This window comes from Niallia sp. Kr1, assembly GCF_050389805.1.
In the GTDB taxonomy this organism is placed as follows: Bacteria; Bacillota; Bacilli; order Bacillales; family Cytobacillaceae; genus Bacillus_BD.
In genome coordinates this window covers 77,752-100,000 of sequence record NZ_CP130945.1, presented here as the reverse complement: position 1 = coordinate 100,000, position 22,249 = coordinate 77,752, and the positions used below count along the sequence as shown (strand labels likewise).

At 38.1% G+C, this 22,249-nt stretch carries 20 protein-coding genes, 1 rRNA gene and 1 pseudogene (1 of these 22 cut by a window edge); all 22 read right to left on the bottom strand.

Annotation, left to right across the window (positions count from 1 at the left end; all coding sequences use genetic code 11):
- Nucleotides 1-566, bottom strand: a 16S ribosomal RNA gene (locus tag Q5760_RS00445) (it extends 984 nt beyond the left edge of the window).
- Between the two features lie 363 nt (nucleotides 567-929).
- Nucleotides 930-2,414 (bottom strand): lysine--tRNA ligase, encoded by a 1,485-nt coding sequence (gene lysS / locus Q5760_RS00440; RefSeq protein WP_428910357.1) that lies wholly within the window; start codon nucleotides 2,412-2,414, stop codon nucleotides 930-932.
- 221 nt (nucleotides 2,415-2,635) lie between these two features.
- Nucleotides 2,636-3,631 (bottom strand): tRNA dihydrouridine synthase DusB, encoded by a 996-nt coding sequence (gene dusB / locus Q5760_RS00435; RefSeq protein WP_428910356.1) that lies wholly within the window; start codon nucleotides 3,629-3,631, stop codon nucleotides 2,636-2,638.
- A 30-nt stretch (nucleotides 3,632-3,661) separates the two neighbouring features.
- Nucleotides 3,662-3,871 carry a helix-turn-helix domain-containing protein gene (locus tag Q5760_RS00430; RefSeq protein ID WP_428910355.1) on the bottom strand — a complete coding sequence of 70 codons (210 nt, stop codon included), beginning with the start codon at nucleotides 3,869-3,871 and terminating at the stop codon, nucleotides 3,662-3,664.
- A complete protein-coding gene (folK, locus tag Q5760_RS00425; RefSeq protein ID WP_428910354.1) occupies nucleotides 3,823-4,347 on the bottom strand; it encodes a 2-amino-4-hydroxy-6-hydroxymethyldihydropteridine diphosphokinase in 525 nt (174 codons plus the stop codon). Before folK ends, Q5760_RS00430 begins: the two co-directional genes overlap by 49 nt.
- A gap of 1 nt (nucleotide 4,348) precedes the next feature.
- Entirely contained in the window at nucleotides 4,349-4,711 is a 363-nt protein-coding gene (gene folB / locus Q5760_RS00420; protein ID WP_428910353.1) for a dihydroneopterin aldolase, read from the bottom strand.
- Nucleotides 4,704-5,474 (bottom strand): dihydropteroate synthase, encoded by a 771-nt coding sequence (gene folP, locus Q5760_RS00415; RefSeq protein ID WP_428912464.1) that lies wholly within the window; start codon nucleotides 5,472-5,474, stop codon nucleotides 4,704-4,706. The genes folB and folP overlap by 8 nt, the downstream gene beginning before the upstream one ends.
- A gap of 301 nt (nucleotides 5,475-5,775) precedes the next feature.
- Nucleotides 5,776-7,074: a group II intron reverse transcriptase/maturase gene (gene ltrA, locus Q5760_RS00410; protein ID WP_428908596.1), complete on the bottom strand. Its 1,299-nt coding sequence runs from the start codon at nucleotides 7,072-7,074 to the stop codon at nucleotides 5,776-5,778.
- A 574-nt stretch (nucleotides 7,075-7,648) separates the two neighbouring features.
- Complete coding sequence (cysK, locus tag Q5760_RS00405) at nucleotides 7,649-8,575, bottom strand: cysteine synthase A (protein WP_428910352.1); 927 nt, start codon at nucleotides 8,573-8,575, stop codon at nucleotides 7,649-7,651.
- A gap of 110 nt (nucleotides 8,576-8,685) precedes the next feature.
- The gene (gene hslO, locus Q5760_RS00400; RefSeq protein ID WP_428910351.1) at nucleotides 8,686-9,564 is read right to left on the bottom strand and encodes an Hsp33 family molecular chaperone HslO; all 879 of its coding nucleotides are present in this window, start codon (nucleotides 9,562-9,564) and stop codon (nucleotides 8,686-8,688) included.
- A gap of 97 nt (nucleotides 9,565-9,661) precedes the next feature.
- A complete protein-coding gene (locus Q5760_RS00395) occupies nucleotides 9,662-10,447 on the bottom strand; it encodes a type III pantothenate kinase (protein WP_428910350.1) in 786 nt (261 codons plus the stop codon).
- 315 nt (nucleotides 10,448-10,762) lie between these two features.
- Nucleotides 10,763-12,733 (bottom strand): ATP-dependent zinc metalloprotease FtsH, encoded by a 1,971-nt coding sequence (ftsH, locus tag Q5760_RS00390; protein ID WP_428910349.1) that lies wholly within the window; start codon nucleotides 12,731-12,733, stop codon nucleotides 10,763-10,765.
- A gap of 126 nt (nucleotides 12,734-12,859) precedes the next feature.
- Nucleotides 12,860-13,408, bottom strand: coding sequence for a hypoxanthine phosphoribosyltransferase (hpt, locus tag Q5760_RS00385; protein ID WP_428910348.1), 549 nt, complete (start codon nucleotides 13,406-13,408; stop codon nucleotides 12,860-12,862).
- 77 nt (nucleotides 13,409-13,485) lie between these two features.
- On the bottom strand, nucleotides 13,486-14,886 hold the full coding sequence (tilS, locus tag Q5760_RS00380) for a tRNA lysidine(34) synthetase TilS (protein WP_428910347.1): 1,401 nt from the start codon (nucleotides 14,884-14,886) through the stop codon (nucleotides 13,486-13,488).
- A 144-nt stretch (nucleotides 14,887-15,030) separates the two neighbouring features.
- Nucleotides 15,031-16,044 (bottom strand): serine/threonine protein kinase, encoded by a 1,014-nt coding sequence (locus Q5760_RS00375; protein WP_428910346.1) that lies wholly within the window; start codon nucleotides 16,042-16,044, stop codon nucleotides 15,031-15,033.
- Nucleotides 16,013-16,747, bottom strand: coding sequence for a VWA domain-containing protein (locus tag Q5760_RS00370; RefSeq protein ID WP_428910345.1), 735 nt, complete (start codon nucleotides 16,745-16,747; stop codon nucleotides 16,013-16,015). Before Q5760_RS00370 ends, Q5760_RS00375 begins: the two co-directional genes overlap by 32 nt.
- Before the next feature lie 60 nt (nucleotides 16,748-16,807).
- Nucleotides 16,808-19,282 carry a stage II sporulation protein E gene (spoIIE, locus tag Q5760_RS00365; RefSeq protein WP_428910344.1) on the bottom strand — a complete coding sequence of 825 codons (2,475 nt, stop codon included), beginning with the start codon at nucleotides 19,280-19,282 and terminating at the stop codon, nucleotides 16,808-16,810.
- Between the two features lie 649 nt (nucleotides 19,283-19,931).
- Nucleotides 19,932-20,423, bottom strand: coding sequence for a S1 domain-containing RNA-binding protein (locus tag Q5760_RS00360; RefSeq protein ID WP_428910343.1), 492 nt, complete (start codon nucleotides 20,421-20,423; stop codon nucleotides 19,932-19,934).
- Nucleotides 20,424-20,508: 85 nt separating this feature from the next.
- A complete protein-coding gene (locus Q5760_RS00355; protein ID WP_428910342.1) occupies nucleotides 20,509-20,934 on the bottom strand; it encodes an FtsB family cell division protein in 426 nt (141 codons plus the stop codon).
- Between the two features lie 14 nt (nucleotides 20,935-20,948).
- Nucleotides 20,949-21,580, bottom strand: a pseudogene (gene yabQ, locus Q5760_RS00350) (spore cortex biosynthesis protein YabQ).
- Complete coding sequence (gene yabP / locus Q5760_RS00345) at nucleotides 21,577-21,879, bottom strand: sporulation protein YabP (protein WP_428910341.1); 303 nt, start codon at nucleotides 21,877-21,879, stop codon at nucleotides 21,577-21,579. Before yabP ends, yabQ begins: the two are co-directional and overlap by 4 nt.
- 89 nt (nucleotides 21,880-21,968) lie before the next feature.
- A complete protein-coding gene (locus Q5760_RS00340) occupies nucleotides 21,969-22,235 on the bottom strand; it encodes an RNA-binding S4 domain-containing protein (protein ID WP_428910340.1) in 267 nt (88 codons plus the stop codon).
- Nucleotides 22,236-22,249: the final 14 nt, after the last annotated feature.

Genomic DNA, 22,249 nt, shown 5'->3' with positions numbered 1-22,249 from the left:
TTCCGGACAACGCTTGCCACCTACGTATTACCGCGGCTGCTGGCACGTAGTTAGCCGTGGCTTTCTGGTTAGGTACCGTCAAGGTACGAGCAGTTACTCTCGTACTTGTTCTTCCCTAACAACAGAGTTTTACGATCCGAAAACCTTCATCACTCACGCGGCGTTGCTCCGTCAGACTTTCGTCCATTGCGGAAGATTCCCTACTGCTGCCTCCCGTAGGAGTCTGGGCCGTGTCTCAGTCCCAGTGTGGCCGATCACCCTCTCAGGTCGGCTACGCATCGTTGCCTTGGTGAGCCGTTACCTCACCAACTAGCTAATGCGCCGCGGGCCCATCTGTAAGTGACAGCTTACGCCGTCTTTTAGCTTACCAACATGAGTTGATAAGAATTATCCGGTATTAGCTCCGGTTTCCCGAAGTTATCCCAGTCTTACAGGCAGGTTGCCCACGTGTTACTCACCCGTCCGCCGCTAATCTTTGGGAGCAAGCTCCCTCAGATTCGCTCGACTTGCATGTATTAGGCACGCCGCCAGCGTTCGTCCTGAGCCAGGATCAAACTCTCCAATAAAGTGTTTGATAAAGCTCATAAAGTTTGTTGCAATTAAGCAACTAGTTTTGTTACATATAGTAACTAGAATTAACGTTGACGTTTTTGTTTGTTTAGTTTTCAAAGAGCAATTATTTTGCATCGCCTTGTTGACGACTTAATTATATTATCAAATCTTTCGATTGACGTCAACTGTTTTTTTAAAAACTTTTTTCCGCAATTTCTTTTATTAAAAACAGAAAGGCTTGTTTGCTTAACAGCGACGTTTAATAATATATCACTATAACATTTTTAATGCAAGACTAAGTTTTATTTTTTTAAAAACCTCTTTTCTACGAAATTCTTTTAAAGATATTCAATAGAAAAGAGGTCGATTTAGTTTTTCTACTTATGACGCATCAATGGAAATAACAATACATCTCGGATAGATGGTGAATTAGTTAGTAACATGACTAATCGATCAATACCGATTCCTAGGCCACCCGTTGGAGGCATCCCATATTCTAAAGATTCAACGAAATCCTCATCCATTTCGTGAGCTTCGTCATTTCCTTGTTCTCGCTCTTTTAATTGAGCTTCGAAACGCTCACGTTGATCAATTGGATCATTTAATTCTGTGAATGCATTTGCATGCTCACGAGCTACAATAAATAGTTCAAAACGATCAGTAAAGCGAGGATCTTCTGGATTTTTCTTTGCAAGAGGTGAAATCTCAACTGGATGACCATAGATAAATGTAGGCTGAATTAATTTTTCTTCTACTCTTTGTTCAAAGAATTCATTAACAATATGACCATATTCCATCGTGTCTTTAATTTCAATTCCATTCTCTTTCGCTAATCTCATCGCTTCTTCGGTAGTCGTTACTGGCCAGAAGTCTACTCCTGTATATTCTTTAATCGCATCGACCATGTGTAGTCTTTTCCACTGAGGTTTTAAGTCAACTTCATAATCGCCGTATTGGATGGTTGTTGTTCCTAATACCTCTTGCGCTACATGGGCAATTAGATTTTCAGTTAATGACATAATGTCTTGATAATCCGCATACGCTTCATAAAGTTCAATCATTGTAAACTCAGGATTATGTCTTGTTGATACACCTTCATTACGGAATACTCTTCCAATTTCATACACCTTTTCAAGTCCACCTACAATCAAACGTTTTAAATGAAGTTCGATTGCAATTCGCATATACAATGTCATATCAAGTGCATTATGATGAGTAACGAATGGACGTGCCGCTGCTCCTCCTGCAATGGCATGCATCATTGGCGTTTCTACTTCTAAATATCCATGATTGTCGAGATAATTACGAATCGAACGGATAATTTGGCTTCTTGTAATAAAGGTCTGTTTACTTTGTTCACTCGTGATTAAATCTAAATATCGTTGACGATATCTTTGTTCAACATCTTTTAAACCATGAAATTTATCTGGTAATGGACGTAGTGCCTTTGTTAAGATTTCAAAGTTTGAAGCCTTAATCGATAGTTCTCCAACCTTTGTTTTAAACACTTGACCTGTAATTCCAACGATATCTCCTAAGTCTGCAATATTGAATATTTCATATTGCTCTGGACCTACTGCGTCTTGACGAACATAAATTTGGATTTGTCCACTTAAATCTTGAATATGCGCAAATCCTGCTTTACCTTTTCCACGCTTCGTCATGACACGACCAGCAATGGTAACTTGTATATTTTGATTATCTAGATCTTCTTTTTCTAAATCTGCATACTTTTTTAGAATTTCTTCTGCTAGATGAGAGCGTTCAAATCTTTTACCAAAAGGATCAAGCCCTTTTTCACGTAATTCGTTTAACTTTTCCCTCCTTACTTGTACTTGGTCATTTATTTCTTCATGACTCATTCTTTTCATCTCCTATATAAAATTCTTTATATGTAAGCTAAATAAATCATTCAGTTCAATTTGCATACTTTATCATTTTACACAAAGTAAAGCAATCATAAAAGTTTAAATCTAGAAATTCACCGTGAAAGTAAGCTTTTTACGCTGATTTTTATTAAAACCCGGATAAAAAAGAGAAAAACTGCTCAAGGAATACCTTGGCAGTTTCTAAAAGGATCATATTAACCTACTCTTGTTTGATTTCCTTCGTCAATATTATCCACTAATCCATATAATAAAGAAGCCAACTCTTCCCTCGTATCGCACTCATTTACTGCATTTCGAATACGTCCACCGCCATTAATCCCTTTTAAATACCAAGCAGCATGTTTGCGCATCTCTCTAACGGCAATTTTTTCATTTTTTAATCCAATAAGACGATCAAGGTGAAGCATACATACATCAATTTTTTCACGTGCAGAAGGTTCGCCCATTAACTCGCCTGTTTCTAAATATTTTACAGTACGATAAATCATCCACGGATTTCCTAACGCTGCACGCCCTATCATCACCCCGTCACAGCCTGTTTCATCAAGCATTCTTTTCGCGTCCTGTGGTGTTTGAACATCACCATTGCCGATAATCGGAATATTTACAGCGTGTTTTACCTCTCGGATGATGTCCCAATTCGAAGTTCCTTCGTACATTTGAACACGAGTACGTCCATGGAGGGCAACGGCTTTTCCTCCTGCTCGTTCAACAGCTCGGGCATTTTCAACCGCATAGATATGGTCTTCATCCCAGCCCATTCTCATTTTGACTGTTACTGGTTTATCCACAGCGTCGACAACAGCTGCTACCATTTCATAGATTTTATTAGGATCTAATAGCCATTTTGCCCCAGCATCCACCTTTGTAATCTTCGGTACCGGGCAACCCATATTGATATCAATAATATCAGCATTAGTGTTTTCATCTACAAATTTAGCCGCTTCGACTAATGTTTCTTTTTCCCCACCAAAGATTTGTAAACTTAATGGTTTTTCCCGATCATCTATATATAACATGTTTAAAGTTTTTTCATTCTTATATAGAATCCCTTTATCACTTACCATTTCAGCACATACCAAGCCTGCGCCAAACTCTTTAACGGTTAAGCGAAATGCCGCATTACACACACCCGCCATAGGCGCTAAAACGACTGGATTTTTCATTTCGACATCGCCTATTTTTAACACAAGAAACGCACCTCCCTTTGTTTGTTCGTACTATATATCTTCTGGCTTTAATTCTTCAATACTTATTTGAAGCAATGCCGACATTTTTTCTATTAGCTCCAGTTGCGGCATCCTGTTTCCTCTTTCAATTTCACCTAAAACGGACACAGAAATACCTAAATGTTTCGCAAAACTTTCCTGTGTATACCCTTTTAATTTCCGGAAAGCGCGAATACGTCTTCCCCATTTTTCCCTTTCCATATTCGAACACCCTCTTTATCCGGTAACTCATCTGCAACTTCTCTCAATGATTTTGTCATTGTTGATAATTTCAATGCGGGACTTATCTCTAGTAATGGTATGATAACAAATGACCTTTCGAACATACGGGGATGAGGGATGACAAGTCTCTCAGTGATAATATTCTCTTCGTTAAATAACAAAATGTCAAGATCTATTGTCCGGGGTCCCCAATGGATTTCTCTTTTCCTACCAAGTTTTTTCTCTATCTCTAAGCATGCATCTAATAGCCCAAATGGTGTTAATTCTGTCTTAATCTTGACTACCATATTTAAAAATAAATCTTGATTGGTATAACCAACAGGGTTTGTTTCAAAAACAGAAGAACTATTTACCAACTCAATAGGGTATAAAGCTTGTAGCAGTTCTAGAGCCCTTTTTAAATGAGACAATCGATCACCTATATTTGAGCCGAGTGATATATATGCCTGGTTCATATTAATGACGTCTCCTTACGATTTCTACCGCAACAGAATGGTAGTGCCCTTTAATAGGTGGATTTGGCTTAATGATTTTAACCGTAACAGAATTAACCTTTTCCAGTTGCGTCAACGTCTGCTCTGCAATTTTTTCAGCAACAGCTTCAATTAACTTATAAGGTTTTCCCTCAACTACTTCTTGACATACTTGAAAGAGGTCTACATAGCTTATAGAGTCATGTAAGTCATCTGAAACTCCTGCTCGTTTTAAATCCGCTTCAATAACTAGGTCAACTAAAAATCGTTGCCCAAGCACCGTCTCCTCCGGGAGTACTCCATGATAACCATAGAACTCCATCCCATTGACATAAATTTTATCCAACCTGATCTCCCTTTCCCATGAAAGCATCCATCATTTTTGCCATTCTACTTATTTGTTTCACATCATGAACTCGGAAGATGTGACATCCTTTTTGTATACCATAGCAAACAGCAGCCCCTGTTCCCTCCATCCGTTCATTTACCGGAAGATTTAGTACATTACCAATCATTCTTTTACGTGATGGTCCAAGTAAAACCGGATAGCCAAGACCTACAAATTTATCTAAACTCCTCATCATTTCTATGTCATACGCATCCTTTGCAAATCCGATCCCTGGGTCTAAGATGATTTGTTCATCTTGGACACCTGCTTTTTTTACAATGGAAATACTTTCAAAAATGTCATTCACACAATCCCTGAAGAAAGACTGATATTCCTGATTATCACGATTATGTTGAAGAATAATCGGTACTTGTAACTCTGCAGCTACCTTTCCCATATCGGCGTCTGCCTTAGCTCCCCAAATATCATTGATAATATGCGCACCAGCCTTTATCGATTCCCTAGCTGTTTCTGCCTTAAAGGTATCAATGGATAAAGGTACGCTAACGGCATTTGAAACAGCTTCAATAACTGGAATTACACGGCTAAGCTCTTCATCTACAGAAATAGGTGTGTAGCCTGGGCGAGTAGATTCTCCACCAATATCAATCAAGTCTGCCCCATTTTCAACCATCTCTAACGCATGTTTAATTGCTTGATCGATTCCATTATATTTACCCCCATCTGAAAAAGAGTCAGGGGTTACATTCAAAATTCCCATAATTAATGACTTTCGTCCATAATCAAGTGTATAAGACCCGCATCGAATTATTTGTTCTGACAATATGAGCTCCTCCAAATTTCTACAAATTTAGTCATTATCTTTATTCTTATTATGATAATATAAATAGGTTTAAAAAAACAATTGGTTATATTATGGAATTGTAGAGTAAGAAACTGATTTCAAAGGGATAGCTTTTGCTATCTCTTTTACTTTCAGCTCCTCCTCATCAAACCGTACGTGAAGTTTTCCTTCATACGGCTTTCCGACGTTCTTCTTTCCTTGGCTTTACAGCGTCTAACTAGCTAATTTTCACTAATATATGTTTCACTTCTTTTCTTACATCCTTTAAATTTCCATGTTTCTTACGATTATTTCTCTTTTTGTTATGAAATAAGGTAAGTCGTTCTAATACATACCAGTCGATTCTATTTAGCCATTTCTTTGCGTGAGCCGAGATAAGATAGTAATTCTTGAAACCTTGCAGTTTCCTATTTAGCCCTTTTACTAACTCTCTGATATCCAAGTATAATTTATTCCTTGGTTCTGTATAGGCTTTAATCTTAGAACGCATTTTCTTCATCGCATTCCTCTTAGGTATATGTGACATGACATATAACGTGTTTCCACCTTTTCGTCTGATTGGAAACTTCCGATTATGAAATCCTAGAAAATCGAAACCATCTATGTCATTCCACAGATTAACTAGTCTCGATTTATTTCTATTAATAGTAAGGTCAAGTTTCCTCATTATTGATTGGATGACCTTTATACTTTCAAGTGCTTGTTGTTTGGTTTTACACATAATGACGAAGTCATCCGCATACCTTATGAGTTCACCCAAGTCTTTGAACTTCTTCTCCCAAAGCATATCCATTGTATTTAGGTAGATATTAGCTAAAAGAGGTGAAATTACACCACCTTGCGGTGTACCAGTAATTGGATTTCTTATTTTGCCTTCCTCCATTATGCCTGACTCTAGCCATTTTCGAACAAGCTTTAAAACCCGTCGATCACTAATCCTTTGTTCTAATATTTTCATCAACTTGTATTGATTAATATTATCGAAATATCCTTGGATATCGACGTCTACTACCCAAAAACATTTCTTACTGGCTTTTCTTATCTTTGCCATCGCTTGATGGGCATTTCGCTTTGGACGAAAACCAAACGAACAGTCATGAAAGTCAGCCTCGAATATTGGTTCAATAACCATTTTCGTTGCCATCTGTACGACCCGATCTTTAATAGTTGGAATTCCTAATGGACGTTTCTTTCCATCATCCTTTGGAATATAGGTTCTTAGGACTGGACTAGGGTGATAACGCTTCTCCTTTAGTTCCAAATAGAGCTCGTTCATAAATTTCTTTTCCCCGTACTCCAAGACGATTTGTTCAATCGTCTGTCCATCGACACCTCCACTTCCTTTCTTTCGCTTCACACGTTGCCATGCCTCCCATAGAATATCAGGACGATAGATTTTGTCATATAAAGCGTGAAATCTTCGAGTTGGACATTCCTTGGCACAAAGATATAACGTCTTCCAGAGTTCTTGAGCTTTTACTTTATTGGTGTAGTTAGTCATTTTCCTGACATTCACTGACTCTTACCTCCTTCTGACATATGAACGAAGTAGGGTAATGGCTTGCGCCGTCCTTCCCTAGACAATGTTGTGTTGTCATTGTCATTAATGGTACTATGACCCCCTCCGACTCCCTCTCATCCATCCACCACTTCGTTTGCACTTATAGGTTTCTGCTTTACTTTCGTTAGAAAGTGACAAGGAGGGTATCCCCAGTTCCGCTAACTACTTTACTAACATGTCGCTCCCCATACCCCGAGAGATTCATCGGTGCTGCTATTCCAAGATCTTCACACCTTCCATGGTCTTCGCCCATTATCCCAAGGCTCGACTTCTCTTTGGCTACCGTAGGTAGGTTCTTTTGACGAGACGGCAGGATTCACTTTATGTTACAACCTGTTAGTTTGCTCGCACTCCGCTAGGGAGTTACTTTGTCACAGGGCTTCAACCTTAGAATTTCTTCACCAGTTGCCTGTCAGCTACTGAGCGTCTTGGTACTTACTCAGGTTGGACTTTCACCAACTAGCAATTAACGGCTTGCTGGGCACGCACATAAAAAAAGACTCTCTGTAATAGAGAGCCTTGTAATGAATTAGTTTTCGAATTGGAATAATGCTGTACTTAGGTAACGTTCACCGTTATCAGGGATAATCGCCAAAACCTTTTTACCTTTACCAAGTTGTTTTGCAACTTGTAGGGCAGCGTGAACAGCAGCACCTGCAGAAATACCACCTAAAATTCCTTCTTCTTGACCTACGCGACGGCTAGCTTCAAATGCCTCGTCGTTGGTTACTTTAATTACTTCTTCATAAACTTCTGTATTAATTACTTTTGGTACAAAACCCGCACCAATTCCTTGAATTTTGTGACCTCCTGGCTTACCACCAGATAAAACTGGCGAATCAGCTGGTTCAACAGCATAAACTTTAATTCCAGGGAACTTTTCTTTTAAAACTTCACCAGCACCTGTAACCGTTCCGCCTGTACCAACACCTGAGATAAATGCATCTAAACCATCAGGAAATTGTTCGACTAGTTCTTTACCTGTCGTTTGACGATGGATCTCAGGATTTGCAGGGTTTTCGAATTGTTGTGGCATAAAATATCCATGCTGTTCAGCAAGTTCATTCGCTTTCGCAATTGCACCTTTCATTCCTTCTGCTCCAGGAGTTAAAACAAGTTGTGCTCCATAGGCACGTAAAAGGTTACGACGCTCTAAACTCATTGTATCTGGCATTACTAAGATAGCTTTATATCCTTTTGCAGCAGCAACCCAAGCTAGACCAATTCCAGTGTTTCCACTAGTTGGCTCAACAATCGTATCGCCTGCTTTTAATTTTCCGCTTTGTTCTGCAGCTTCGATCATTGCTAATGCAATACGATCCTTTACACTGCTTCCAGGGTTCATATATTCTAATTTCAAATAAACGTCTGCACTATCAGTATCCACAATATGATTTAACTTAACAACAGGAGTTTCCCCAATTACTTCTGTAATTGAATTGTATACTTTTGCCATGCGAAAAAGCACCCTTTCTATTCCGAGTATTTATATTGGTTTAATTCAAATTTAGCAGTATTTTTATGAATTGTCAATCAAATAATTGGGAAAATGTTCATATTTCAATACTACTTTGATTCGTCTTTAAACGCTACTAACTCTTCAATAGAATATAAATACTTTTCATTACAAAAATGACAGTGAGCTTCTGCTTGGCCATCTTCATCAATCATCGCCTGGATTTCCTTTTTACCTAGACCGATAATCGCATTACCAAACCGCTCTTTAGAACAAGTGCATGTAAAGGAAACAGGCATCTTCTCAAGAAATTTAATTTCTTCCTTACCTAACACCTCAAGTAGAATATCTTCAGGAGACAAACCCTTTTCAATTTGCTTTGAAATTGGTGGAATTTCGCTAAGTCGTTTTTCAATTTTTGAAATGGTTTCATCCTCAGTACCTGGCATTAATTGAATGATAAAACCACCAGCTGCTAATATAGAATTATCAGGATTAACGAGTACCCCTACACCAACTGCTGAAGGTGTCTGCTCTGAAGTAGAGAAATAATAGGTAAAGTCCTCACCTAATTCTCCTGAAATAATGGGAACTTGCCCTGTAAAATAGTCACGCAATCCAATATCCTTTACTACGGATAAAGTTCCATCAGTTCCAACTGCTCTACGGACATCTAATTTCCCATGCGCATTTAAATCGAAATGAGTTTGTGGATTAGAAACATACCCACGAACCTCTCCTTTTGCATTACTATCCACTAAAATATGACCAATAGGTCCGCCACCTTCTATTTTGACTGTCAGTTTGTTATCATCTGTTAGCATGGCACCCATCATAACCGTAGCAGTCATCGCTCTCCCTAGGGCAGCAGAAGCAGTCGGCCATGTATAATGGCGACGTTGCGCTTCTCCTACCGTATCTGTGCTTCGGACCGCATATGCACGTACCTGTCCATTATAGGCAAGTGCTTTTACTAAGTAATCTCCCATCAAATAACTCCTTTCAAATAAAAACTGGCACTGGAGCTAGACATCAGTCCAACTTCAAAGCCCTTTCCTTCTTAACGTAGTTCAAAAATAAAAAGACTTATTTATTTTTTAGGGTTTCCATATTCCTTTTATAAATAAGTTGTAAGCCCTTTAAAGTTAGAAAAGGATCTACAATATTAATGACACTGGATTCTTCTGCAATTAAGCTTGCCAATCCGCCTGTCGCAATAACAGTCGGTGTCTGATCACACTCTTCTGTCATTCTTTTGACAACCCCTTCAACTTGTCCTACATATCCGTAAAATATTCCTGACTGCATCGCTGAAACGGTATTTTTCCCAATGACACCATTTTCAGGTCGAGCGATCTCAATTCTGGGAAGTTTCGCTGCACGAGTATATAATGCCTCAGTAGAAATACCCACTCCCGGGGCAATAGCACCGCCCATGTACTGTTTATGCTCATTGATATAACAGTATGTTGTAGCTGTACCAAAGTCGACAATGATAAGAGGACTGCCATATTCATGAATAGCGGCAACAGCATTAACGATTCGGTCTGCACCTACCTCACGAGGGTTGTCATATTTTATATTTAATCCAGTCTTCACTCCTGGTCCAACAATTAATGGATTTATGTGAAAATATTTCTCACACATACTTTCTAAAGCGGTCATGATTGGAGGAACAACTGAAGAAATGATAATTCCGCTAATATCTGAAAAAAGAAGATTTTCATGTTCAAATAAACTTTTAATCGTCATAGCATATTCATCTGCTGTTTTGCTTCGATTTGTTTCAATTCTCCAATGATACTGTAATTCATCTTCCTCATAAACGCCTAGAACTGTATTGGTGTTTCCAACATCAAATACAAAAATCATACTATTCACCACATTTTCTAGATTGATTCAAATACTGCAAACATCATATCATAAAGAACACTGAATTGTATAATTTAGGGCACAGAAAAGGGGAGCGTCTTTGGAATAAAAGACCTTTTGTTCCTGTGAAGAATATTCAAGGAAGCATTTCCTTAGCGCCCCCCGATAAAGTAAACTCAAGCCATACGGCGGTGACCAGGAGTAGTTACACTTATACCGGTACGATCAAGAACAGGGCAAGCATGTAACGAAAATAGGGGGTAGTCGCTGGAGCTAGACACACAGAAAAAGCGCTCAAACATGAGCGCTTTTCTCTTACGAACGATCATTATTCTGATCTTCGTCCTTTTCTTCCTTTGATTCTGATGAAGATGGATTGTCTATTGCTTGATCCTCATCTTTTTTTGTAATATTTACTTTCATATTATCATTAGAAGCATTTATCACATCTTTGTTACCACGATCCGGAAGTGTCCCATGATCTGCTAAGTGTCTAATTTGTTCTGCATCTAACGTTTCTACTTCTAATAATGTCTTCGCGATAACGTCCAACTTATCACGGTTCTCTGTAAGAATCTTACGAGCCTTTTCGTAACATTCTTTAATGATTCGTTGAATTTCAAGATCAATTTCATAGGCAATCGCATCTGAATAGTTTTGCTCATTATGGAAATCGCGACCTAAGAATACTTGACCTTGTGATTGACCAAATTGAAGCGGTCCTAATTTATCACTCATACCGAATTCTGTTACCATTCGTCGCGCAATACCTGTAGCACGTTGGAAGTCATTATGAGCTCCTGTACTTACTTCACCAAATACAATATCCTCTGATACACGCCCACCAAGAAGTCCTGTAATCTTATCAAGAAGTTCAGGCTTTGTCATGAAGTAACGATCCTCTTTAGGTAGCATAACGGCATATCCACCAGCTTGCCCACGAGGGACAATCGTAACTTTTTGAACAATTTCTGCATCATCGAGCATTAATCCAATCACAACATGTCCTGCTTCATGGAAGGCTACAATATTTCTTTCTTTTTTCGAGATCACACGGCTCTTTTTGGCTGGCCCTGCAATGACACGGTCTGTTGCTTCATCAATATCGGTCATATCAATTTTCTTTTTGTCTGCACGTGCTGCAACAAGGGCCGCTTCGTTTAGTAAATTTTCAAGGTCTGCACCAGAAAAGCCTGGTGTACGTTGAGCAATTGCTTTTAAATTTACATCATCTGCGAGTGGTTTGTTACGAGCATGTACTTTTAATACCGCTTCACGACCTTTTACATCTGGACGGTCTACTGTAATTTGACGGTCAAAACGACCAGGACGTAAAAGAGCTGGGTCTAGAATGTCAGCACGGTTTGTCGCAGCAATAATAATGATTCCTTCATTGCCACCAAACCCGTCCATTTCAACAAGCAATTGGTTTAATGTCTGTTCACGCTCATCATGTCCGCCACCAAGGCCTGCACCACGTTGGCGACCAACAGCATCGATTTCATCTATGAAAATGATACATGGCGCATTCTTCTTAGCTGTTTCAAATAAATCACGTACACGAGATGCACCGACACCAACAAACATTTCAACAAAGTCCGAACCACTTATTGAGAAGAAAGGAACGCCAGCTTCTCCTGCAGTTGCCCTAGCTAATAATGTTTTACCGGTACCTGGAGGTCCCACTAGTAATACGCCCTTAGGGATTCTAGCCCCAAGTTCAACGAATTTCCGAGGGTCCTTCAAGAAGTCAACAACTTCAACAAGTTCTTGTTTCTCTTCATCCGCCCCTGCAACATCTTTAAAGCGGACCTTTTTCTTATCTTCGCTGTAAAGTTTTGCCTTACTTTTACCAAAGTTCATTACACGACTACCGCCGCCTTGAGCTTGGTTCATGATAAAGAAGAAGAAAATTATAAGAATGACAAATGGAATAAAGGATGTAAAGATTGTTACCCATACACTTGTTTCTTTTGCAGGTAATTTTTCAACCTTTATATTGCCAGCTAATCCATTGATTCGTTCATTCTCGCTGTCTGTATTGGAAACATAGGTAATAAACTGCCTACCTTCTTCATATCCTTCAAGCACTCCACGAACCTCTAACACACCGCGTTCAGGTTGTGTGGTCAGGCTTGTTACCTCACCATTTTCCAGTTTTTCAATAAATTCATTGTAAGATAAAGTTTCATTTGGCTGATTTCCGCCATTAAAGAAACTTACAACTCCAATGATGACTAAAAAGATTAATAAATAAAAGATGGTATTACGGAAGATCCGATTCATCCCTTACCTCCTCCCACGGTCAACAAACTATACTGTATAGTACCATAGAAAATCGAATTATTACAAGAATTTGCACTTCAATAGACTGTAAAACACTTTTTTAATATATATAAGATAAAAATGCCATTATTCTTCTGTACTGCTGTATATTTTAGGTTTTAACACTCCAATATATGGTAGATTACGATACCGCTCAGCATAATCTAGACCATAACCTACAACAAATGCATCTGGAACCTCAAAGCCAACATAATCTGCTTTAATATCAGCCTTGCGTCCGGTAGGTTTATCTAATAATGTAACGATTTTAACGGACTTTGCTTTTCGATAATGAAATAATTCAACTAAATAACTTAAGGTTAAACCGCTATCAATGATATCTTCTATGATGAGAATATCACGACCTTCAACCTTTGTATCCAAGTCTTTAATAATCTTTACTTCACCAGATGAAACGGTTGATCTTCCATAACTTGAAACATCCATAAAATCCATTTCAAGGTATGTGTCCATTCTTTTTAAAAGATCACCCATAAAAAGGGTTGCACCCTTTAAAATACCGATAGCAAGTGGAAAACGATCTTTATAATCATGTGACAGTTGCTCTCCTAGCTGTGCTACCTTTTGCTGAATTTCCTCTTCTGAAATTAATATCTTTTCAATATCATTTATCATCTTACGTAAAACCCCCTAAATCATCACTGCTATTATATGTACTTGTTAAAAGAATAACCTTGTCAATTATACATTCTTTATTCACTGGGGCTATTACCATTTGACCTTTTATGATAAGTCAGCAATAGATACTCCTCTTCATCACTAAAAACGTCTGCATCATGGTATTTTTTTAAACCTGGTAGCCAAAGAATGCGATTGTTGCGATCTGTTATTACAGGCCAGCTTTCTCTATCAAGGATCGGAACTTTATGGTCTATAAAAATTCCCTTAAGCTTTTTCGTCCCTTTCATCCCTTTTAAACTCATTCGATCTCCCTGTTCTTTTGTTCTAATGATAATAGGGAAATCAACATCCCTTCTCATCAATAGGATGCTGTTAGAATTTGTTTTAACAGGTGTTTTCATACATTGAATTGAGATACAGTTGCCATTTGGTAATACACACTCTCCAGGCTCTGTAAATTCAAAACGGTAACTTGTACAGGGATCTAACGAATATTGAAAGTGGCATAATCGGTAGGAACGAATAACCTTTAGTCCTAAGGGGAAGTCCAATTTCCCAGAGGGATTCGTACTATCAATCAGCGTAAAAATGGAATCAATATGTACAGCGGATAGCGCTTGTGGCTTTTCTAGATAAAGGTAGTTTAATATTAGTTGAATCCCTCTTCTTTGTAAAGACAGTGGCATTCTCTGAAATTCGTCAATATCAATCGTTACCCTATTAGGTTTCTTCTCTTTCCATACTGTATTCATTTTTTCCTTTGTTAATTCCTGAAGATATTCCTCGTCTTGCTGCAAGTCCTCGCTAAAACGCCTGAAATGCTCATGAACATTAGCGTTTTCCTTTTTTAAAAATGGTAATACATATTTTCTGAACCGATTACGAAGATAAATGTCTCTATCATTACTAGGGTCATAACGAGGTTTTAAGTTATGCTCTTTACAATACTGTTCTATTTCATCACGACTAAGACATAAAAACGGTCTGATGATCGTTCCATTGTGGAAAGGTCTAGTGAATGGGATCCCTGCTCTCGCAGCACCAGAACTTCCTCTCGTTAATCTCATAAGAACCGTTTCTATTTGATCATCACCATGATGGGCTAAAACTAAATGAGTTAACTCATATTCCTTCATAACCTCGGCAAAAAATTGATATCGACATTCCCTTGCTGCTACTTCTGCACTTTTTCCAGTCTCCTTCATATATTTAGGGACATTCATTCTTTTCATTGTAAATGGAATCTTATTTTTTTGACAAAATTCCTCTACAAATTTTGCATCTTGAAAAGACTCCTCTCCTCTAAACATATGATCTACATGACCTACGAATAAGAAAAAATCCTGTTGTTTTTTCAAAAGATAGTTTAACAGCGCTAGGGAATCTGGTCCACCTGAAACCCCAACAAGAATCCTCTTTCCTGAAAATGCAAACCCTTTTTGTTTTAAAAACTGGTCAACCTTGACTTCCATTTTATTCTTCTTCCTTAAAATCAAATTAACAATATTTTATTCCCTGTTAATAAGGATAACAGTTTCTTATCAAAAAACAAAAGATTAATGGTGATTTTTCTTAATATCTTTTAAGGAAATTTAAGAACCACCATAAACCTTCATCTATATTAACTCTCCAAAAATATAAAAGGCATAAAATAACATGACAATTACAAGAATTAATACGGTTTCCATCGAGCGCCCTTTCCTTTTCCTTTGCCCATGCCTTACCTGACTACCCCTTACATGATTATTTGTTGCGGCTTGTACGTTACTCCTTTTTCCTGTATGTCTTGTTTGTCTTGAACCTGTCTTCGTCCTTGATTGGGCGGTTCCATGGTGAATGTGCTGCAGAAATTCCTGCCTCATTTCCCCAGCACTTTGATAATGACCTTGTAAGGCTTTTAAAATAACCGGCTCAAATTTACTTAATAGCTTACTTTGCTCGATTTGCTTTTGTAATTGAACCAAACCACCTTGAGTTTTATTAAATCGTTTTGGATAGGCTGTGTTAATCATAACCATAGCAACAGCAAATAAATCATAACTGGGCTCAGCTTTCCTTGAACCAAGTCCCCAATACCCTCTGTCATAAAATTCAGTGAATTCCTTAATAGCTCTTCCTTGGAGTGTCGTACCCCCAACATCAATACATCGAATTCGTGGAGTGGGACCTGTAACAATTAAATTTTCTGGCTTCAAGTCGCCAAAGACCCACCCATTTTGATGAAGCTTCTCCAAATCTGCTAGTAATTGCAACATAAGGACAGGTAACCAAGAGTGTCCCTTTTGACTAATAAAGTCTAAAAAGTCAGGTCCCTCAATATATTCCATCACATAAAAGGAAATTTGACTGCCATTTACCTGCCAATCATCTACATCCAATAAAGAAGGTCCAAGGGCTGATCCTTGGACCTTTGCAAAGGATTTGAGCACATTTACCTCGGATGTAACGGACATCCCATTATCGCTCATTTTTAAAGCAACATGCCCATGGTTATTCCTTGCAAGAAAGACAATCCCATTTGCTCCAAATCCTAATTCTTTTAAAATGGTGTATCGATTTTTATGCCATTTCCCCTGGATGACAGTCCCCGGTATTACATTAAACGGATTCTTCGAAGAATTCATCATCACGAGATAGCAAGCTCCTTAATGAACGTTTTTTCTTGAAATAACTAATCGCTTCATTAATCGCTGGACCTGTTGGTGTAATTCCACCTGTTGTTAATTTAGAAAAAATTCCTGTTAATGATTCTAGCCTTGGAGTCCAATCTAATAATTTTTCAACTTCACTCTTTTTCCCAGGAAATACAAAGACAGAAAAACGATTTTCACCGCTTCTAGCATTTAAACTTAGAGATAAATCCAGTAGCGCTTCTTTAACGGTTGGAAGTTTCTCTTTCATACTTGCACTTGTGTCTACCAGAATGAGAACTTCTACTTCAACGGTTTCGCCAAGTTCATCGACGACTTCCATTACTTCGCCTCTTTTTTCTGGTGGGAGATCTTCAATGGTCTGTGATTTGCCGAGGATTTGTTGTAATTCTTTGTTTACAACACCTTGAAGGGTTTGTGTCATTGCTTTTCTTGTAACCATTTGAACGGTTTGCGATAATTTTTGGGCATATACCACTTGGCTAACTCCACCACCAGCCATCGCAATTCCTTCAATCTCTTTAACACCTTGCTCATCGATTACATCGTGTTCCATAACCCCAATGACATTCACCGTAATGCCCATCTCTTTTGCAAGAGCAGCCGCTGCAACAGGATCTTCTCCTTGATTCGAACACCCATCAGTTATTAACAAGATTTGCTTTAACGTTCCAGTCTTCATTGAGTTCCCCTCCAAATCTGAAATGTTACCATTTTCGACCATTAAGAGGGGATTTATACATTAATTTGCCTTTTGTCTAAACTGTGGTACTGGAATAGAAGTCCATTTTGGAATATTGTGTTTGATTTGGGCTACGACAACTGTCATATCATCTTCGATAAAGCCAGATCTTGAGCGAATAACTTCCTCCATGATTAAGTCAGCAATTTCTTGCGGATCATTGGTTTTAAGCTCTTTAATTTTTCGCTTCATCCATAAATCATAGTTTTCTACATGTTTCGGACCCTCAAACACTCCATCACTCATCATAATCAATAAATCGCCAGCCTTTAATTGTTCACTAACAACATCCACCTCAAAATCATCAATAATTCCCATAGGTAGATTACTTGCGTGAATCTTGATAACCTTATCTCCTCTTTTTACAAAGCTAGGAATAGAGCAAATCTTCAGGAATTTTGCCGATGCATTTTGTAAGTCGATCATTGCCAAATCTAACGTTGAAAAGATTTCATCTGTCGTTCGAAGGGATAACACTGAATTCACAGACTTAATTGCAACCTTTTCATCAATTCCTGACTGTAAGATTTTTTGTAAAAGTTGTAGCGTTTCCTGACTTTCAACATGTGCCCTTTCACCATTTCCCATTCCATCACTAATCGCAACAGCATATTTTCCGCAACCAATTTCATTCATTGAATAGCTGTCACCTGAAATAAAGCCTCCGTCCTTTGCTGCATGAGCCACTCCTGTTTCAACTGTATAGGCTTTTGCAGATCGGAAGGTAACATGATAAAACCCGTTTGGATATTCCGAGTATTCTTCTGAGCTAACTAAAATAGTTTCTCCTAAAATATCAGATAACATGGGTGCAATTAGTTTTTCACACTCACCGTGTCCTTCATAATTAGGAATGGTCATATCGATATCTATATTTCCTTGTTCAAGACTGTAAATCTCAATATTTTCTATTTCAATCCCAAACTCCTGTAGTGCCTCATGAATTTGTTCTTCTTGTCGGTAGTGATTCTCTCGTTCCTTTTGAATCTCATTCGCGAAATTACCCATTACCTCTGAAACTCCTAGTAATTGATCGGCAACAAGGCGTCTTGATTCCCGGACCTGCTTTTTCAATCTCTGATTAGCTTGATAGAATGTTAATTCCTGCCCCATTGTTTCGATTACTTTTTTCGGTTTAACACAATGGGTATCCCATTCTCTAAATAATACCTGTGAAATATTTCCTTCTTTTTGCTCCATTTCTAGCATAATTTCTTTCATATAGTCATAGGTTGTATTAAAGTTTCTTGTCCAGCATTGCTCCTTACGATGACAGAGTTGACAAGTTCTTTCGGTCACATTACTCAGGAAGTAATCTAACTCTCTTTCATCATCTCCCCAATCATTTGGTTCATTTTGATTAGAGAAACTATGCGACAATGCCTCAAAGACATTTGAAAATTGTTCCACCCTTTGAGCCGTTATATCGCGCATGTTCCGCATATATTGCTGTTGTTCTTGGGAATATTCTATCGTCCCTGGAATATACTTGGCTAATTTCGATGTAATGCCTTTCGGAGTAATTAATAACAGCAATACTGCTATAGTTGTTTCTAACAAAGTATTAACTAATATCGCTGTTCCATCTCCATACATGGCCATTAACAATGTGGCAATATAGAGTCCAATGGACACACCTATCTTTTTCCCCTCTTTTAAAAGACCTCCTAGCAATCCCGCAAAAGCTAATAAACTCATATGAGTAAAACTAGCAACCGTAGATAAACTAAAAATAAGGCCTGTAACAACCCCAACTGTTGATCCTACCGTTGCCCCCGCTACAAAGGCAAATAGAATGACAAGATAACGAGAAAATATATGGTCAATTGATAAGTCATACACGGTCCAGCCAATTGTGCCCGTCATGACAGACGCTAATAAAATAATTAAACAAACAATTTCTTCCGTTTTAAAGGATTGTCTTCGTTTTGAGATGGTTAAAAGTGGTAGACTTTGTATGAAAATGAGGGTTAATATAAAGCCTAAACTTGATTCGACGCCAGCCATCATCAACTCATACATCGTAAATGAATCTGAGAACAAATATCCTTCTGCTAAACCTCCCAATAATAATACAACTAATACATAGTAGGGAATCATCCTTACCTCATTTGTTAGCCACCTCTTCGTCCCTCGATATAATAATAAGAAAAGGATTGTGACGACAAATGTGGATATGGCAGCTTGAATCGATAGAGTTGCTGCCCCCGCAATCAACCCAACTAGGACAAGTGGTGCTTTATCCCTTCTAATTAAATAGACTGCCGCAAAAAACGGCACACTAAATGGCGTTAATTGTGCAAGAATAAGGGATCGTCCAAGTAAAAAGGATAAAAAAAGCAGGATATAGCCCTTTTTTAGAAAAAAGTTTTCCATCTTCGCCTGGAAGTTTTTAAAGGGATTCTCTATTTTAAATGGTTTTATAAAATCAACTTCCCTGATTGGTTCAATGAAGTTCCGTTCCACCTTTTCCACTATAGCTACACTCCTTATACTGGTATTTTTAATCATTATATAGTTGTCCACTTCAAAAATTTGTCAAAATGGCAGACAAGCCCTTCAGTTTCGTTCGACTCATTTCTAGTAAAAGCGGAAAAATGCAAGCTTATTGTAGAAATATAAACATAAAGTGAGTAAGAAAAGCGCAAGCGCCTTACTCACCCCCGATAAAGAAAACTCTCCGACTGGCATGCTGTAAGTCGGAGAGTAGGAGTAGTTGGACTTATGCCGGTACGGTCAAGCACAAGACAAGCAAGCATGAAGATTGTTCTTTAATCTTCTTGACGGATTGACAGAAAAGTATAGACGACTGCCCAGGAACTCAGGTCTAGACGATTAATTCTAGAAGCGTTCTTTGCCTTCAGAATTACTTGACTTTTGACCCTAGTCCCTAGAAGCCGACACTAGACAAGCTTGTGACCTCGAGGGGGATGGCTGCTTGCGCTAGACACCAATCTAACTTCAAAAACTTATGCTTTCTTAATATTAAAAAGGGTGACAGGCATCTCCCAGTGTATGAAAGATTCCTGTCACCTTAAAAAAATAAGGCAAGCTCTTCTTTAGAGCTTGCCTTTAGTGGGAATACCTGGATAAATCCTGCTTATATGATTAAATCAGCAACAAGTTACCCTCTTCTTGCGCCTCTTCCTCCACGCTTCGATTCAGTATGACGCTTCAGAGAAGATAATCGGTCTTCGCTATCTTTCAAAAAGCGTGCCATTTTCGATTCGAAATTTTCCTTTGGAGCACGGTTGTTATCGTTTGATCTTCCCGAACCATGGCGTGGACGACCTGAATGGCCTCCTCTTGAATCACCGCGATCGCCTCTGTCGTTTCTAAAAGATCTTTCAGGTCGATCAGATCTTTCTGGTCTTTCTGGGCGATCTTTTGCCTTTTTAATAGATAGACCGATTTTCCCGTCTTTTTCTACATTAATGACCTTGACTTCAACAACATCGCCAACCTTTAAGTGATCATTAATATCCTTAACATAATTGTCTGCGACTTCACTAATGTGAACGAGTCCGGTTGAGCCTTCTGGCAGCTCCACAAATGCTCCAAAATTAGTAATACCGGTTACCTTTCCTTGTAACTTGCTGCCTACTTCGATTGACATAAAAAAGTGCTTCCTCCTTAAAAATATGCAGAATAATACCTATACTATATTATACAGAATGAAAAGAAATAGTGCAATACAGCGCCTAATTTGTAGGTTTTTCCTTTTTTTCTTTTTCTTCCTTCTCTTCATCCTCTTCCTTTTCATTTGGAAGGGTAAAAATAATTTCATCTTCATCCGATAGGAAATATTCTTTCCTCGCTAGCTTAGCAATATAATCATCATCATTTAATTTAACAATTTCCTCTTTTAAAAGAACCTCTTCTTTCTTTAAAGAGGAAAGCTCTTGTTGGACTCTTTCTCTTTCAGCCTTTTTTTCAGCTAATGTCGAGTGTTGTGAAATGAGTGTGGAAACCATAATATAGGTTATGATGGCAGCAAGAATAAAAAATACGGTTAAACGTCTATATAAAAACTTTTTTCTCCTTGCCACACTAATTTTACTCTCTTCATGCTGTAAAGCGAAGTCTGTTTGAAGTTTTGCAATATTTTGGTCCTTGTTCTCACTCACCCCTACAACCCTCCCTACTCTTTTTTCTTTCTCCATCTAGAAATGATCTTATTAATAGAGTTCTTGATTGATTGTAAAAATCCTGCCAATTTATTATATAACTTCTCGACGGATTTTTTAAGAGGTTTTGGGGATAGTTTCCAAAAAAGCAACAAAAACCACATGATAATCTTTAGAACTTGTCGTATAAGCCGCCAAATCACCCATAAAATCCATTTCAATAACTTATAAACCCCATTACCAACCATAACAATAATAGATATAAGCATCGTAATAAGTGATTGGATCGGTCTATAAATTAATGCTAAGAAAAGTCTTACGGTAAATTTATATGAAGATATAGCAAAAGTGATTAGTTTCTCTAGTATCTTTAAATACAGTCTCTTGAACAGACTCTGATAAGCGGCAAAACCACACAATAAAGCTAGGATATATAAAATCTCCATTCACCCTGGTTTACATGGAATAACACAAAAAAAATGAGCAGCCCCTGAAAGACCCAGAATAATATATCGTTCATAAAGGTTAGCCAGTTTTTCCTTTTACTCCTTTGTAAAAAACGATTATAGGTATCCAAGGCTGCACCAAAAAAGGTTCCCATGCCGATCATTACCAACATGGTCAAAAATTGAGTACTAAGTGTCATCGAAATAACTTGCTAAAGAAACCTTTAGCCTTTTCTCCGCTATGGTCATCAATATAAACCAGGTCAAATATCTTTCCTTTAATGGAGACAACACCCTTGTCCACATCAAGATTTTTCATCGTCAGATTTTCACCTTTAATGGCCAGAAATCCCATAACGGTTTCTAAAAGGAATTCTTCATTATCAAAACTTTCGACTTGTTTGACCCCAGTAATTTCTAAAAGTCGTCTACCCCTCATCACGACATCGTGTTCTTGAACAGTACCCTTCGTAGAATTACTTTCATAATATTGACTCATGTATTCATCCCTCACAATCACATTGTACAACCCTTTGTAAAAGTTTATGAGGGACACGGAAAAATAGAACAAGAAATGAGTTCGCTACCCTATGACTCTGCTGGTACACGTTCTTCCTTTACAATGGAGTACATCTCTTGAGCTTCATCCTTTTTAGTTGTTTCTTGGAGTTTTTCTACTTTGACTGTAACCACTTTTTGTCCAAACCGAATTATTAATTCATCCCCGACTTTAATGGTTGTGCTTGCTTTGGCTTCATTTCCATTTACGAGAATTCTTCCTTGGTCTGAAACTTCCTTTGCCACCGTTCTCCGTTTAATTAATCTTGATACTTTTAAAAATTTATCTAATCTCATTCCTTCACGTCCTT

What these genes read in the sequence shown, in the direction of transcription:
- lysS (WP_428910357.1), bottom strand. Translation starts at nt 2,414, where the DNA reads ATGAGTCATGAAGAAATAAATGACCAAGTACAAGTAAGGAGGGAAAAG.
- Q5760_RS00430 (WP_428910355.1), bottom strand. Translation starts at nt 3,871, where the DNA reads ATGGAAAGGGAAAAATGGGGAAGACGTATTCGCGCTTTCCGGAAATTA.
- folK (WP_428910354.1), bottom strand. Translation starts at nt 4,347, where the DNA reads ATGAACCAGGCATATATATCACTCGGCTCAAATATAGGTGATCGATTG.
- folP (WP_428912464.1), bottom strand. Translation starts at nt 5,474, where the DNA reads ATGGGAATTTTGAATGTAACCCCTGACTCTTTTTCAGATGGGGGTAAA.
- cysK (WP_428910352.1), bottom strand. Translation starts at nt 8,575, where the DNA reads ATGGCAAAAGTATACAATTCAATTACAGAAGTAATTGGGGAAACTCCT.
- hslO (WP_428910351.1), bottom strand. Translation starts at nt 9,564, where the DNA reads ATGGGAGATTACTTAGTAAAAGCACTTGCCTATAATGGACAGGTACGT.
- Q5760_RS00395 (WP_428910350.1), bottom strand. Translation starts at nt 10,447, where the DNA reads ATGATTTTTGTATTTGATGTTGGAAACACCAATACAGTTCTAGGCGTT.
- ftsH (WP_428910349.1), bottom strand. Translation starts at nt 12,733, where the DNA reads ATGAATCGGATCTTCCGTAATACCATCTTTTATTTATTAATCTTTTTA.
- hpt (WP_428910348.1), bottom strand. Translation starts at nt 13,408, where the DNA reads ATGATAAATGATATTGAAAAGATATTAATTTCAGAAGAGGAAATTCAG.
- tilS (WP_428910347.1), bottom strand. Translation starts at nt 14,886, where the DNA reads ATGGAAGTCAAGGTTGACCAGTTTTTAAAACAAAAAGGGTTTGCATTT.
- Q5760_RS00370 (WP_428910345.1), bottom strand. Translation starts at nt 16,747, where the DNA reads ATGAAGACTGGAACGTTAAAGCAAATCTTGTTAATAACTGATGGGTGT.
- Q5760_RS00360 (WP_428910343.1), bottom strand. Translation starts at nt 20,423, where the DNA reads ATGTCAATCGAAGTAGGCAGCAAGTTACAAGGAAAGGTAACCGGTATT.
- yabP (WP_428910341.1), bottom strand. Translation starts at nt 21,879, where the DNA reads ATGAGTCAATATTATGAAAGTAATTCTACGAAGGGTACTGTTCAAGAA.
- Q5760_RS00340 (WP_428910340.1), bottom strand. Translation starts at nt 22,235, where the DNA reads ATGAGATTAGATAAATTTTTAAAAGTATCAAGATTAATTAAACGGAGA.